The organism is Maricaulis alexandrii, from assembly GCF_005871165.1.
GTDB classification, from domain to species: Bacteria; Pseudomonadota; Alphaproteobacteria; order Caulobacterales; family Maricaulaceae; genus Maricaulis; species Maricaulis alexandrii.
This window is the reverse complement of the sequence record NZ_SWKP01000007.1, coordinates 12,836-27,039: the sequence shown is the minus strand read 5'-3', so window position 1 is coordinate 27,039 and position 14,204 is coordinate 12,836. Positions and strand designations below refer to the sequence as shown.

Genomic DNA, 14,204 nt, shown 5'->3' with positions numbered 1-14,204 from the left:
GTGGCGAGATTGCGCGACACGTGCAACAAAATCGCTAGGATACAACGCCGGGGAGGCCGCAGAGTCGATTGGAATGACCGCCCAGCCAGAGAGCGACACCTATCTCCAGGACGAAGAGGGGGCCGAATCAACTCGTTCGCCCTTCCAGCGTCTGGCGGATACGGATGGCTGGATCGGTCAGGTTCTGCCAGGCCTTGTCGCCGTTTTCTTCATTGTGATTGTGGCTCTGGCCGTGATGGCCGGCGAAGGCGCGCTGATGGCCTCGGCGCGCTCGACCAACCTGTCCACGCTGGAAGCCGTCCTGTCCAACACGATCCAGCGCTTCGACGACTGGGCCCGCGACCGGGAGAATGATGTCCGGGTCTGGGCGCAGGATGAGAGCGTCGTCTCGGCGTTGCAGGAATTGTCCGTCTCTCCGGTTCGCGGCAGTTTGGAAACCGCACCGGCCCAGCAGCGCCTGCGGGAGAATCTGGGGCCCTGGCTGACCGAGTACGGCTATCGCGGCTATCTGCTGATTTCCAACAATGGCACCACGCTGGCTTCGGTGCGCAACAGCGATCTGGCCGAGCCGGCCCTCATGCTGGACCTGGTCAATCTGGAGCGCCTGTCCACCACCGGCGCCCTGCTGACCCGCCCGCATATCGTCGATCTCGTCACCCTGAACCCCGGGGAAGAGAATGGTCAGGTCGACGAGGAAATCCTCATGTACTCGATCGCCGAAGTGCGTGACGAGGACGGGGAACGCCTGGGCTATCTCGCGCTGAGGATCGATCCGCTGGGCGAGTATGCCGCCACATTCCGGGTCGGCCGGACCGGTGTTTCCGGCGAGACCTATGCCATCGACCGGACCGGGCGGCTGCTGACCGAAACGCGCTATGGCGAGGAATTCATCAATGCCGGCCTGCTGGCGGAGGGACATCCCTCCATGCTGCATGTCGAGGTGCGCGACCCCGGTGTCGACGTCACCCGCGGTGCCATCCCGTCGCGCCCCTATGCGCAATGGCCGCTGACCCTGGCGGCCCGCAGCGTCATCTCCGAAGGGCGTGGCCACAATCTGCGCGGCTATCGCGACAGTCGCGGCGTGCTCGTCATGGGGGCCTGGCGATGGGATGATGTCCGCGATATCGGCGTGATCACCGAAATCGATGTCATTGATGCCCTGGCGGGGGCCAACCAGGCCCGGGCCGTGCTGCGCGTCTTCGCTGTCGCGATGGCCCTGTCCTTCATTCTCCTGGCCGTCCTGTTCAGCGCACACCGGACCATCACAAGGCGCCGGGCCCAGGCCACGGCGGCCGCCAACCAGCGCCTGTCCCAGATCCTGAACACGGCCGCCGAAGGCATTTACGGCATTGATGGCAATGGCACGGTCACCTTCATCAATCCGCGCGCCTGCCAGATGCTCGGCTATGAGGAGCACGAGCTGATCGGCAAGGACATGCACGCCACGGTCCACCATTCGCGCCGCGACGGATCGATCTATCCACGCGAGGAATGCGGTATCCACTTCCCCGATCTGCTGGGCGAATCGGCTGAGGGCGATGTGTTCTGGACCAAGGCCGGACAACCCATCCCGATTGAATCGGCGTCCTCGCCGCTGGATCCGGCCGACAAGTCGGCCGGTGCCGTGATCACCTTTCGCGACATCACCAATCGCAAGCGCGATGAGCTGGCCCTGCGCCGCTATGCGCAGGAGCTCAAACGCTCCAACTCCGAACTCCAGGAATTTGCCTATGCCGCCTCGCACGATTTGCAGGAGCCGTTGCGCAAGATCCAGGCTTTCGGCGAGCGTCTGAACAACAAATGCTATGACGCGCTGGATGATACGGGCCGGCACTATCTGGAACGCATGGTGGATGCCGCCACGCGAATGCGCCGCCTGATCGATGACCTGTTGAGCTATTCCCGCGTCAATTCGAAGACGACCTCCTTCCTGCCCGTGGAGCTGTCGACCGTGATCGCCGATGTCCTGTCGGATCTGGAACCGCGGATCACGGCGGAGAATGCCACGATCCGGGTCGGGGAGATGCCGGCGATCGAGGCGGATCCGGGTCAGATGCACCAGCTCTTCCTGAACCTGGTGGCCAATTCCCTGAAATTCCGCCGGCCGGGCGTACAGCCCTCGATTTCCATTGAGGGCAGTGTCGAGGTGGGTGAGAACGGCGCCATGGCGCGGATTGCGGTGGCGGATAACGGGGTCGGGTTCGAGCCGCGCCATGCCGAACGCATTTTCGGCATGTTCGAGCGTTTGCACGGGCGGGATGAATTCGATGGCACGGGTGTCGGACTGGCGACCTGCCGCAAGATCGCGGAACGGCATGCCGGCGAACTGACCGCTTGGGGAGAGCCCGATTCCGGTGCTGTCTTCACCCTGCTCCTGCCCGTGCGGCAGGGCAGTGTCACCTGATGGAGGCCGGCCCCTGATGCGTCAGCCGGGAATGACACGCATGAAGCCATCTTCTATCGACATCCCTGCCTGGCGCGACCGGCTGGTTCCGATCCTGTCCGGACTGGGTCTGCTCCTGGTGCTGGTCGTCTGGGTTCCGATGTCCTGGGGACAAGGCGCCGCCCTGGTCGCGCCCATTGCTGTGGCCGGCCTTCTGTCGGCCATCGCGGTCCTGACATGGCGGGCGGAAGACCAGCGGCAGGCGGAGCTGGCGCGCTTGCGGCGGGACAATGCCGATCTGACCGAGTTTGTGTCCGTCACCACGCACGACCTGCACGAACCCCTGCGCAAGATCGAAATGTTCGGACAGCGCCTCCACGACACGCTGGGGCCGGTGCCGGACGAAAAACAGGCGCGTTATCTCGAGCGCATGATGGACGGGGCGACGCGTCTTCGGGACCTGCTCGACAAGCTCAAGACGCATGCCCGTGTCCGCGATGATCACACAAAAACCGCCCCGGTCGCCTTGGACGACGTGGTGACTTCGATCATCGAAGCCCGGGTGGCCGCACCGCACACTGTGGCGCTGGATACCCTTCCCGTTGTCGAGGCGGATGCAGACCAGATGCGGGTCCTGTTCGAAAACCTGATCGATAATGCCTTGAAATATCGGCGTCCGGACGCGAATGTGGATATTCGAATCTCCGCTCGGTCGGAGGCAGACACCACAGGCGAACTGGCGGTGATCGAGGTGAGCGATAACGGCATCGGGTTTGACAACCGGCATGCGGATCGCATTTTCGGTCTCCTGGAACGCCTGCATGCACGGGATGCCTATCCCGGGTCCGGTGTCGGTCTGGCGACTTGCCGCAAAATTGCGGAACGGCATGGTGGAGGCATCACCGCCCGCGGTGAGGAGGGGAAAGGTGCCTGCTTCACCTTGATCTTGCCGCGACATCGGGCGAATCTGGCAGACACATGACCCGTCTTGGACGGGTCCAGCAGGACGGGGCCTAAAACATGAGCCAGGAAAACCGGCTTTTCACCATTCTCATGGTCGATGACGATCCGGATGATCGTCTGTTGTTCAAAGAGGCCTGTGAGGAAGTCCGTCTTCGCAATCCTCTGGAATTCCTCGAGAATGGCGAGCAGCTGGTCGACTATCTGCGACGCAAGGGTGCCTACACGCATCTCGAGGGCGCGCCTTATCCGGGCATCATCCTGCTCGATCTGAACATGCCGCTGAAGGATGGCCGCGAGGCTCTCGAGGAGATCAAGAATGACGCCGATCTGCGCCATATCCCGATCATCGTCCTGACGACCTCCAAGGATGAGGATGACATCCTGTCGAGCTATGGGCTTGGCGCCTCCTCCTACATCGTCAAGCCGATCTCGCTCGACCGGTTGATGCGCGTGGTCAATTCCATTGGCGAATACTGGGTCCAGATCGTGGAAGTGCCCCAGTCCGACAATGGGGATGAAGACCCGATCGACTGACGCCGGTTTTCCCGCAAGAGGAGAATGGTCTAGTCTGGCTTCGCGCAGGGGGCGCGAGGCCCGATACGGGCCAATCATGCGGGGAGATACCCATGAACAACTATCTGGCGGCCGCTGCCGCACTGGTCGTGACGCTGGCGCCGGTGGCGCTGGCTGACGGAATGGACAATGTCGCGGGTCAGACCGTGCGGGTCACATTCGGCGAGGACGGCTTTGATGCCTGGTTCGGCGATGATGGCAGTTATTCGGACAGCCGCGGTGTTGCTGGCTCCTGGACCCTGGACAGCGAATTGTGCATCCATGTCGAGACCGAGCAGGGCACGGCCTCCAATTGCGGGCCGTGGAATCCGGATCTGATGCCGGGAGAGGTCTGGTCCACCACAGGCTGGTCCGAAGACGGCAGCGCGATCACGATCGAGATTCTGGCACACTGACCAAACGGGCTACCGGAGGGGCAGAGCGCCTCTCCGGTTCGCCTGCGACGCGATCTACCGCGACTCTGACACGATTTGCCGTTAGTCTGGCGATCGTCGCGTCTGCGATCCGGGGGAAGTCATGTTCTTGTTTGCGCGTCTGACGAAAATTTCGGCCACGCTGTTTGTGTCCATGCTGATGGCCATGGCCATGCTGGTCCTGCTCTGGTTCTACCTGCCGCACTGGCTCGGCTGGGTGCAGGATGGCGCGGATCTGGTCGAAGACGCCGTGGCGAGCCTGCCCATCCCGGAGCAGTACAATAATCTGGTCCGGATCTATGCCAGTGACGACAAGATCGTCCTGCTCATCTTCACGATCATCGCCCGCATCATTCTGGGTATTGTCGGTACGGGCTTCTCGGCGGCGACAGGAATGAACAAGATCCGCGTGTCCGAAGCGCCCTTCGTCAGCCGTATCTCCTCGATGATGGCGACGCTCTTCCTGTCCTTCGTGCTGGCCATCATCATGCTCGCCTTCATCGCCCTGACGATGGAGCACGTGCTTCATACCATGCTGGATGCGGCAGACTGGGTGGAAGACCAGCTTTCCCACCTTCCCTTGACCGGGCGCTGGCAGTCGGGCGTACGCTTTGCTGTCTCGGACGACAAGATCCTGCTGCTCTTCTTCACCATCATTGCACGGGTGCTGATTGCGCTTGTAGCGACCGCGTTCACGCAATCGGTCCGGTCGGTGACAGGCGGCAAGAAGACCCAGACGATCAAGGTGCCGGCCTGAAACAGACGGCCTTGTTCAGGCGCTGAGAACCTTGGCCAGATAGGGCAGGGACGTATCCATCCGGAAGTCGATGGAGGAATGCGTGCCGGCAAACTCTTCATAGACATGCGGAATGCCGCGCGCGGCGAGGGCCTTGTTCATGCGGCGGGCACCATAGACCAGATTGTACTGGTCGACATCGCCGCAATCGATGAACAGGCCTTTCAGATCCTTAAGGCCATCGGCGTGCTCATCCAGCATTTCCAGAGGGTCCCATTTCATCCATTCCGCCCAGCGCTCGGGAATGCGTTCACAGGTGTCCATCGTCACCGGCAAGCGGATGCCCAGATAGGCGTCGGGATCGGGATCGTAGGTCGCGGCCATGGCCAGGATCATGAGCGCGTGTAGGTCATCACCGCTGACCTTGATCCGGCTCTCGGTTTCCCAGGCCTCGATGAAGCTCTCGATCGTTCCGCCATGCTTGGCGATCCGGCGCAGCGTGTGGGCGAAGTCGGCTGCGAACATGAGCTCGAACCCCATATCCCCGGAATGGCAGGCGGCCGCCGACCAGAAGTCCGGGTGGAGCAGGGCATGAACCATGGAGGCATAGCCGCCTGAGCTTTTGCCGAAACAGCCGCGCTTGCCGGCTCCGCCACAACCGAACCGGACCTCGACGGCCGGGACGGCCTCCTGCCGGAGGAAATCATCCCAATGGCCCATCGCAACGGAGTTCACATATTGGTTGCCGCCCAGGCGGGTGAAACAGTCGGGGAAGGCGATTACACAGGGCGCCATCTCGCCCTCATGGATCAGCCGGTCCGCGCGTTCGGGGACATTTTCCCCGAAATTGCGCCAGTTTGTGTGACCCGGACCGCCCGAGGTGAAGCCGACCAGGTCGACCAGCAGGGGCAGGCCCTGTCCGTCATGGCCGTGCGGGACATAGACGTCGATACGGCGATGCGGGCTGTCTCCCAGCATGTTGCCAGCCACGGCCTGGCTGTCGACGTGAAGCGTGTGAAGGGTTCCGGCGGGAATGTCTGTCTGTCTCATGCGTCCAGACTAGGTGGATTTGCCTCTTGCCGCCATCGCAGGAAAAGCCAGACCGCAGTCGCCTCCAGTCCGATTTGGAAAAACCCGATTTCGGAGGGAAAGTCCGGATTGAAGGACTGGAAGATCCAGCTGGTTGCCCGGATGCCGGCTCCGCACACATAGGCGGTCAGGAATATCCGTCCGCGCCTTAGCAGAAGGGCTCCCAAGGCGAACCAGAAGGCCAGCATGCAGGCGTGTCCAAGAATGATGGTGATGAAGGGGGCTCCGGTGGCCGCATCATGGGCGGCCAGGGGCAAGACGGTGGACGGCGGTCCCCGCGTTAGCATCCAGTAGGCAAAGATCCAGTAGGTCGAGACGAGGGCCGACACGGTTGCCAGGGGCAGGACCAGGAACCAGCTCAGAGTGCGGGCGGAACCGGGCCGCTTGTCTGTAACGGGGTTTCGTCGGGGCATGGAAGCTGCCGCCTCTTTCACAGGATTCAATCTAACGGGGAGGTTGGGTGGTGTTGCAAGTTATTTTCTGCGTGCGGGCGGGGTTGTGAAGTGGCAGGGGCTGACGGAAGCTGCTGGGATGAGCGATCAAAAGACTTTCATTTCAGCAGATGATCTTCTGGCCCTGAGTTTCAAGCTGGCCGCCTATATCCTCGCGAGCGGCTTTCGACCCACCTATATCGTCGGGGTCTGGCGCGGTGGTGCGCCGGTGGGGATTGCGGTTCAGGAATATCTGGCCTGGAAAGGGGTGGAGACCGATCACATCGCCCTGCGAACCTCCGCCTATACCGGCATTGATCAGATGGCGCGGGAAGTTCGTGTTCATGGTGAAAGCTATCTTGTCGATGCTCTCAATGCGGATGACCGGCTCCTGATCGTGGATGACGTGTTCGACAGCGGCAGTTCGATCGAGGCCATCATCGATGTGCTCAGGGCAAAATGCCGCCGGAATTTCCCGCAGGAAACCAAAATCGCCACAGTCTACTTCAAACCCGAGCGGAACCGGTCATCCATGACCCCCGACTTCTACGTAGAAGAGACAGATGCCTGGCTCGTCTTTCCGCATGAATTGTGCGGGCTGAGCCCGGATGAAATACGGGCAAAGGGCAAGGTCGGGCGCAGTCTGTTGGATGACTGATTCCGGCAGAAGGAGAGTGGAACGTGGTCAAGATTGACGGCACGCCATTAGCCCGATGGGGATGGATGTATGGCGCGACCTGGCTCCTGATGTTCATGGAGCTGTGCTATACGCTGTACTGGGCTGGCAGCGATCTGCTGATCCGGGTTCTGCCCCGTCCGCGCGCAATTTTTCCCGCCGAGATGGTCGATTTCGTCCTGACCGTGCCGCTCTGGCAGGAAGTGGTCTATTTCACTGGCGTCGCGCTCATTGTGGCGAGTTTCGTTCTGGTCACACAGCGGCGTCAGCTGGTCATTGTGACCTATCCCCTCGCCATGCTCATGTTCAGCGTGGACTGGGTCGTGGCCGCACCGAGTGGTGCCGACTTCCTGACGGCGCCGGGATACATCTCGCTGGTGTATCAGGGGTTGGTGATCACGCTTCTATTTCTGCTCCTGAACCGCCGCCTGATCCGCTAGAGCATTTTCCTGCCCGGCTTGTAGTTGTCCGGAACTCACGCCATTCTCGTGGAGAATTGGGCAGGGGAAATCTGGGCGATGGCCTATTTCAGGAATTTGTCGGGCTGGCAAATTGCGTTGTTCGGCGGTGTCTTTCTGCTCCATCTGGTCGAGACCGCTTACTCCGTCTGGTGGGGTGTCGGCGATATCCTGATCCGGACCGTTCCTGCGACCCATGCCTATTACAGAGACAGCTGGGTGGATCTGGTCCTGGGCACCAGCCTGGCCCAGGACTCGATCTATTTTCTCGCCACGGCGATCCTGACTGTCAGCTTCGCGGGACTGGTCATGCGCAAGGCTTGGGCCTTTTGGGCCTATGTCGCTGCCTCACTTCTGTTCAATATCGACTGGATTCTCACCGGACTGGCCGGGAATGATCAGCAGCCGGAGGCTGGCTATTTCAGCCTCGCCTATGCCGGTGTGCTCTCTCTCCTGCTCTGGTTGACCAACCGGGTCGGGATCTGCCGCTAGCCGGGGCGATGAATCGCGCACAGCTTGTTGCCGTCCGGATCGCGGACATAGGACAGATGCAGCGTCCCCATATCACTGGTGCGCGGGCCGGGCGCGTCCTCGATCGAGACGCCACCATTTTCCACGGCGACGTCATGGAAGGTTTTCACCTGTTCCGGCGAGCTGCACTTGAAGCCTATCGTGGCGCCATTGGCATGGGTCGCCGGTTCGCCATTGATCGGTTCGCTGATGCAGAAGGCATTGCCGTCATGCAGGTAGAAATAGCGCACATGCCCGGTCGGGGCTTCGTTGCGGATGGCATTGCCGGCGCCAAGTACGCCGAGCACGGCATCATAGAATGCCTTGGACTTTTCGATGTCGTTCGACCCTACCATGATATGATTGAACACGCGTATTCCTCTCTCTGATGTCTGTTGTTTGCGACGGCTAGCGTTCATCCAGCCCAATGTCGAAATTGGGCGCCGAATGGGTCAGCGCCCCGACCGAAATGACATCGACACCGGTCTCGGCAATGCCGCGAACCGTGTCCAGATTGACCCCACCCGACGCTTCCAGAATGACTTTGTCCTTGGCCTGGTCTACGGCAGCGCGCAGATCGTCCAGGCTGAAATTGTCCAGCAAGACGCTCTCCGCGCCCGCTTCGATGGCGGCGCCCAGCTGGTCCAGCCGGTCCACTTCGACGGCGATACGCGTCATGTGGCCTGCGCTCTGGCGGGCGGCCTGGACGGCCTCTGCAACGCCACCGCACACGGCGACATGATTGTCCTTGATCAGGATGGCGTCATCCAGACCGAAGCGGTGCAGCGCGCCGCCGCCCGCCTGCACGGCCTGGAGCTCGAAGGCGCGAAAACCCGGCGTGGTCTTGCGGGTGTGAGCGATGCGGACTCCGGTGCCCGCAACCGCATCGACATAGGTGCGGGTGAAGCTCGCAACCCCGCTCATCCGGCCCATGAAATTGAGGGCAATCCGCTCGGCCGACAGCAGGCCGCGGGCCTGACCGGTCACGCTGATCAGGACATCGCCCGGCTCCACGCGCTCGCCATCGGAGACTTGCGGGCTGATCAGGGCTTCCGGATCGCACTGCCAGATGGCTTCCAGCGCCGGCTGCAGGCCGCAGATCACGCCGGCCTCGCGGGCCTTGAAATAGAATTTGGCCTCGACCTTGGCCGGAATGCACGCCAGTGAAGTGATATCGCCGCGACCGCCCTGGTCCTCGGCAATGGCGCGAGTGACCGCCTCGGTCACGACATGGCGGGGCAGGGGCATCACGGACATGGGGGTTCCTGTCATTCGGCCGGGGTCTGATAACGCTGTGCCCCCGTTTGGGCGAGCGTCAGATCATTGAGGGTCAGGCGCGTGTGTAAAGCCTTGGTTGCGGTCTGCGGGCAATCCGTGCGGAAGTGGCCGCCGCGGCTTTCGCAACGGTTCAGGGCGCCGGTGACAATGAAGTCCGCCGCGATCAGGGCATCCGCATCACCATGCTCGGCGCGCAGGTCGCATATCAGGGATTTCAAGGCGGTCAGCCCGCTCTCCGAACGTTCCACCCCGCAATGCCGGGACATGGCCTGGCGCAGGCTCTGGAGCGCGTGAGGGGGGAGTTCACCCAAGGTCTCTCCTTCCCCTTGATGGGGAAGGAGGCTCGCCGCTGAGCGGCGAGGCGGAAGGAGTGAAGCGCGACGCGCTCCGAGTTTCGACGGGTCACCCACTCCCCCGCGGCTTGCGCAGCGGTCCCCCTCGCCCGTCAAGGGCGAGGAGAATAAACGCGCCACTCGCGCAGCACTCACCAAGCCTTCGGCCAGCGAGTTGGAGGCCAGACGGTTGGCGCCGTGCAGGCCGGTCGAGGCGCATTCGCCGATGGCGTAGAGGCCCGGCACATCCGTGCGACCATCCACATCGGCCTTCACGCCGCCCATGTGATAGTGCGCCGTCGGGGCTACCGGGATGGGCTCGATGCGCGGATCGATCCCGGCCTTCTGACAGGCGGCGAAGACGGCGGGGAACTCGTTCGGAAAAGCGTCGCCGATCGCTGTGCGGCAATCAAGATACGCCCCCTTGCCGGTGGCATTCTGCCGGTGCACGGCCCGGGCGACGACATCGCGCGGGGCCAGTTCGGCGTCGGCATGGACGGCCTTCATGAAACGGTGTCCGGTGCGGTCGATCAGGGTCGCGCCTTCACCGCGCAGCGCTTCGGTGCACAGCGGCGCAGGATCCAGTCCGGCATTGAGCGCGGTCGGGTGGAATTGCACGAATTCCGGATCCTGGACGGTCGCGCCCAGACGGGCTGCCATCACCATGGCCTGGCCTTGGGCTCCGGCCGGTGTCGTGGTCAGGGCGAACAGGCCGCCGGCCCCGCCCATGGCGAGGATGGTGGCGTCGGCATTGATCGCCTCTGTCCGTCCATCGGGTGAAAGGGCAATTGCGCCGGCGCAGGCCTGCGCATCGCCCAGCAGGGAGACGGCTTTCCAGCCACCGCGGATCTCGATGTGGTCCGCCCGACGCACCGCTTCGATCAGCGTCGCCATGATCGCGGCGCCCGCGCCGTCGCCCTTGACCCGGGCCACCCGGTGGCGCGAATGGGCCGCTTCCCGGGACAGCGACCAGGTCTCGCCCTCGCGCTCGAAGGGGGCGCCCAGCGCAGCCAGTTCCGCGACCTCGGCGGCAGCCCCTTCGGCCAGCGCCCGGGCCGCTTCGACCTCCACCAGTCCGGCGCCGGCGGTAAGGGTGTCATTCGTGTGCAGGGCCGGCGTGTCATCTTCGGCCAGAGCTGCTGCCACCCCGCCCTGGGCCCAGCCCGAGGCTGCGCCTTCACCCAGCGGCGAACCGGTCAACAGAACGACCTTGCGCGGCGCCAATTTCAGCGCTGCCCAGAGCCCGGCAATGCCGGCACCACAGATGAGAACGGGGCGGGTCAATGATGTCGCTCCCAATTGTCGTTTTCGCGGTTGAAACGGAAGGGCCCGGTGCAGATGTAGGCTTCGGGCATCCAGGGCAGGTCGATTGTGTCGAGCGGCCAAACTTCCGAGCATTCATCCTGCAAGCAGATGCAGCCGAAAACGGCAGGGCCCCAAGCGCTATCTGTCGGGTCGCCTTCCCCGTTCTGGAAAACTGCAATCGGTTGCGAAGATAGCGCAACGCCGGAAGCCGTGCGGAGTGCTTCGCTATCGCCATACAAATCGGTGATATTGAAGGGACGATCCCTGAGAAATATGCGGCTCTCGCGGTCGATGGAAGGCGTATGGTTTGTCAGATAATACGCCTCGCCCCGACCTAACTCCTCTGCCCAACGGCGGGTCGCTGTTTCAATGCCATCATAGTGAGGCTGGTCGACACCTATTCGAGCCAAATTGCCAAGGACGCCGCGATTGATCTCGCCACGGACGCGTTGTGCCGGCCCCGGGGCTGTCGAAACGAGGCGGACATCATAAAGGAGATAACCATCCAGCGGATAGCCGTCACATGGGTCCGGGAAGTCTTCCAGACCGAGCTCGACCACAAATGCATGTGGATTTCCGGCCTCGATCGCAGTCTCGATTGCTTGGCAATAATTGAAGATCACGCCCTCAACGACGACGTTCGCGCCATTGAGATGGTAAAGTGAAGGCGCGCCGTCAGGCCAATCTCCAAGGTAAATACGAGGTGCAATGATCTCTCTATCCGAGGCGAGATAGGCCGAGTGAACACTTGGGTGTAAAGCGGCTCCCCCCTCGTCAATCCAGCGAAAGTGCCCGCCGATCTGGACCCGCACGCAGTCCAATTGGGTGTCTCCCGTCTGAGAAGGCGGCAAGAGCGACACGTGGAAGAATCGCGCGGTCTGGTCCTCTATGCCAAGCGATTGGCAATGCTCTTCGATGCCCAATTCAGGCAAGGCTGCCATGAGCGTCGTTTGTGCCTCTGCCTTCAGACTTGCGCTGCAAAGAGCGCTGAGCAGGCAGGCGAGCCAGATGAAGGCGCGGGTCACCATGGCCCCCTAGATCGCCACCAGGTCCACCGGCTTCTCCTGCTTCGTCGGATCAAAGCTGGCGGGCTTGTCCGGCTTGGGCAGGTCGAGCATGGCCTGGACGGAGGCGCGGGCGCCTTCGATGACGGCGTCCGGGACGGTCACTTCATGCTGTTCCAGACGCAGGCAGTCATAGATGTTTTCCAGCGTGATCCGCTTCATGTGCGGGCAGAGGTTGCACGGGCGGATGAACTCGATCTCCGGCACGTCGGCGGCGACATTGTCGCTCATCGAGCATTCGGTCAGCAGGACCGCCTTCTTCGCGCCGCTGTTCTTGGCCCAATCAGCCATGGCGGCGGTCGAGCCGGCATAGTCGGCGGCCTGGACCACGTCGAGCGGGCTTTCCGGGTGGGTGATGATGACGACACCGGGATGGGCGTCGCGCAGGTCCTGGATGTCCTGGGCGGTGAATTGCTCATGCACTTCGCAACTGCCGGCCCAGGTGAGGATTTTCACATCGGTCTGGGCGGCGACATTCTTGGCCAGATACTGGTCGGGCAGGAGAATGACTGTGTCCGAACCCAGGCTCTCGACGACCTGGACGGCGTTCGACGATGTGCAGCAGATATCGCATTCCGCTTTCACATCGGCCGAGGTGTTCACATAGGTCGCCACCGGAATGCCGGGATAGGCGGCCTTGATGCGGCGGACATCCTCGCCCGTGATCGAGCTTGCCAGCGAACAGCCGGCGCGCGTGTCGGGGATCAGGACTTTTTTGTTCGGCGCGAGCACCTTGGCGGTCTCGGCCATGAAGTGGACGCCGGCCTGGACGATGATATCGGCTTCGCTCTCTGCCGCCATGCGGGCGAGGGCGAGGCTGTCGCCCATCAGGTCGCCGACGCAGTGGAAGATGTCGGCGGTCATGTAATTGTGGGCGAGGATGACCGCGTTTTTCTCTTTCTTGAGCTGGTTGATCGCATGGATCAGCGGCGCCTTGGCCGGCCACTCCATGGGCGTGACGACATGCTTCACCTTCTCATAGAGGTGATCCGTGGCCGCCTTGACCTCATCCGTGTACGCGAGTTCCGGCCGGTCCTGATCTAAGCCTTCAGGCGTGCCATCCCAATTCAATCGGTCCATTTTCCCCTCCCTTTTGCTCGTTATGAGCATTAGTGGGATCTGAAAATGGGCGGCTCGTCATTGGGCCGCCCCCTTATGCTCGAAATGAGCTTTACTGGGAAAGGATATAAATGCTCACAATGAGCAAAGCAAGGCATGGCCTGACATCAGGCGGACATGAACGGCTTGGCGGGGCGCGATGGGTCAGGCTTCGGGGAATTTGAAACCGCGGCTGTGAAGCTTCCAGAGGGCATAACCGAGACCGGTGAGGGCGAGCCCCAGCAGGAAACAGGCCGGGAAGCTGACCCCGGCGGCCAGGAGCGCAAAGGTGATGACGCTGTTGATGGCGGCCGGCATGAGGAGCTGGCCACGCGTGAGCCGGTTCATCGGCATGACGCACAAACTGATCGCAAGGATCAGAACGAGCGGAGCGCCCAGCGCATAGTGTTCCAGACTGATGAAATGCAGGGCGAGCACGGTGAGGCAGCAGACCAGAAAACCGGCGCCCGTCTCGAATACCCATGCCTGACGCATCACAGCCCCACTGCGCTCTCGTAGAATTTTGGTATGCAAAACCAATTCGTTGCAGTGCGCAAGAAAAAAATTGTGCAGTGCAATATCGGAAGGCCTCAGTGCGAGGGGTCTGCCAGTGTGGCCATGTGGAGGATGGTCTCGAGGATCTCGTGCATCTGTTCCGGCGTGGCGTCTTCCAGCGCGTCTTCCAGCGCGTCGCGTATTCGTGTGGCATCCTCCAGTTCCAGCCCGGAAGCCGTGCCAATGGTCTGGTAGAGCAGGCCCAGGGCCAGAGCGGGCGCTTCGCCCAGCACCTTGATATTCGCCTGCGTCACCGCATCGGTCACGTCGGGGTTTACCGGAATAGTGGATGTCGTCGTCATGGTCTGCCCCCTGTGATTGTGCGCGGGCATCATGGCGT

At 62.2% G+C, this 14,204-nt stretch carries 17 protein-coding genes; 8 read left to right on the top strand and 9 right to left on the bottom strand.

Annotated features, from left to right (window positions below):
• Positions 1 to 73 precede the first annotated feature (73 nt).
• The 5 genes from FCS99_RS09165 to FCS99_RS09145 all read left to right on the top strand — a co-directional run bounded on the left by FCS99_RS09165 (position 74) and on the right by FCS99_RS09145 (position 5,089).
• Positions 74 to 2,404 (top strand): sensor histidine kinase, encoded by a 2,331-nt coding sequence (locus FCS99_RS09165; RefSeq protein WP_171036315.1) that lies wholly within the window; start codon positions 74 to 76, stop codon positions 2,402 to 2,404.
• Between the two features lie 40 nt (positions 2,405 to 2,444).
• Entirely contained in the window at positions 2,445 to 3,365 is a 921-nt protein-coding gene (locus FCS99_RS09160) for a sensor histidine kinase (RefSeq protein ID WP_171036314.1), read from the top strand.
• A gap of 38 nt (positions 3,366 to 3,403) precedes the next feature.
• Positions 3,404 to 3,880, top strand: a complete 477-nt coding sequence (locus FCS99_RS09155; protein WP_138511787.1) for a response regulator — start codon at positions 3,404 to 3,406, stop codon at positions 3,878 to 3,880.
• A gap of 92 nt (positions 3,881 to 3,972) precedes the next feature.
• The gene (locus tag FCS99_RS09150; protein ID WP_138511786.1) at positions 3,973 to 4,314 is read left to right on the top strand and encodes a hypothetical protein; all 342 of its coding nucleotides are present in this window, start codon (positions 3,973 to 3,975) and stop codon (positions 4,312 to 4,314) included.
• Positions 4,315 to 4,435: 121 nt separating this feature from the next.
• Positions 4,436 to 5,089: a hypothetical protein gene (locus tag FCS99_RS09145; protein WP_138511785.1), complete on the top strand. Its 654-nt coding sequence runs from the start codon at positions 4,436 to 4,438 to the stop codon at positions 5,087 to 5,089.
• 15 nt (positions 5,090 to 5,104) lie between these two features.
• Here FCS99_RS09145 and FCS99_RS09140 read toward each other — a convergent pair whose 3' ends face one another.
• Entirely contained in the window at positions 5,105 to 6,118 is a 1,014-nt protein-coding gene (locus tag FCS99_RS09140) for an alpha/beta hydrolase (protein ID WP_138511784.1), read from the bottom strand.
• A complete protein-coding gene (locus FCS99_RS09135; RefSeq protein ID WP_138511783.1) occupies positions 6,115 to 6,570 on the bottom strand; it encodes a hypothetical protein in 456 nt (151 codons plus the stop codon). Before FCS99_RS09135 ends, FCS99_RS09140 begins: the two co-directional genes overlap by 4 nt.
• A 118-nt stretch (positions 6,571 to 6,688) precedes the next feature.
• On the opposite strand from FCS99_RS09135, the gene FCS99_RS09130 reads away from it, so the two are divergent.
• The 3 genes from FCS99_RS09130 to FCS99_RS09120 are packed head-to-tail and all read left to right on the top strand — an operon-like array spanning position 6,689 to position 8,214.
• Positions 6,689 to 7,246, top strand: coding sequence for a phosphoribosyltransferase (locus tag FCS99_RS09130; protein ID WP_138512512.1), 558 nt, complete (start codon positions 6,689 to 6,691; stop codon positions 7,244 to 7,246).
• 23 nt (positions 7,247 to 7,269) lie between these two features.
• Positions 7,270 to 7,704, top strand: coding sequence for a hypothetical protein (locus FCS99_RS09125; protein WP_138511782.1), 435 nt, complete (start codon positions 7,270 to 7,272; stop codon positions 7,702 to 7,704).
• Positions 7,705 to 7,728: 24 nt separating this feature from the next.
• Positions 7,729 to 8,214, top strand: a complete 486-nt coding sequence (locus FCS99_RS09120; RefSeq protein ID WP_138511781.1) for a hypothetical protein — start codon at positions 7,729 to 7,731, stop codon at positions 8,212 to 8,214.
• Here the strand turns inward: FCS99_RS09120 and FCS99_RS09115 are convergent.
• The 7 genes from FCS99_RS09115 to FCS99_RS09085 form a co-directional block, all read right to left on the bottom strand.
• The gene (locus tag FCS99_RS09115; protein WP_138511780.1) at positions 8,211 to 8,603 is read right to left on the bottom strand and encodes a VOC family protein; all 393 of its coding nucleotides are present in this window, start codon (positions 8,601 to 8,603) and stop codon (positions 8,211 to 8,213) included. The genes FCS99_RS09120 and FCS99_RS09115 overlap by 4 nt on opposite strands.
• Before the next feature lie 37 nt (positions 8,604 to 8,640).
• Positions 8,641 to 9,489 carry a carboxylating nicotinate-nucleotide diphosphorylase gene (nadC, locus tag FCS99_RS09110; protein WP_138511779.1) on the bottom strand — a complete coding sequence of 283 codons (849 nt, stop codon included), beginning with the start codon at positions 9,487 to 9,489 and terminating at the stop codon, positions 8,641 to 8,643.
• Positions 9,490 to 9,500: 11 nt separating this feature from the next.
• A complete protein-coding gene (locus FCS99_RS09105; protein ID WP_138511778.1) occupies positions 9,501 to 11,126 on the bottom strand; it encodes an L-aspartate oxidase in 1,626 nt (541 codons plus the stop codon).
• Positions 11,123 to 12,175 (bottom strand): hypothetical protein, encoded by a 1,053-nt coding sequence (locus FCS99_RS09100; protein WP_138511777.1) that lies wholly within the window; start codon positions 12,173 to 12,175, stop codon positions 11,123 to 11,125. The genes FCS99_RS09105 and FCS99_RS09100 overlap by 4 nt, the downstream gene beginning before the upstream one ends.
• Before the next feature lie 6 nt (positions 12,176 to 12,181).
• Complete coding sequence (nadA, locus tag FCS99_RS09095) at positions 12,182 to 13,291, bottom strand: quinolinate synthase NadA (RefSeq protein WP_138511776.1); 1,110 nt, start codon at positions 13,289 to 13,291, stop codon at positions 12,182 to 12,184.
• A 183-nt stretch (positions 13,292 to 13,474) separates the two neighbouring features.
• Positions 13,475 to 13,804 carry a hypothetical protein gene (locus FCS99_RS09090; protein ID WP_138511775.1) on the bottom strand — a complete coding sequence of 110 codons (330 nt, stop codon included), beginning with the start codon at positions 13,802 to 13,804 and terminating at the stop codon, positions 13,475 to 13,477.
• Between the two features lie 95 nt (positions 13,805 to 13,899).
• Positions 13,900 to 14,166, bottom strand: a complete 267-nt coding sequence (locus FCS99_RS09085; protein WP_171036313.1) for a RebB family R body protein — start codon at positions 14,164 to 14,166, stop codon at positions 13,900 to 13,902.
• Between the last annotated feature and the right edge of the window lie 38 nt (positions 14,167 to 14,204).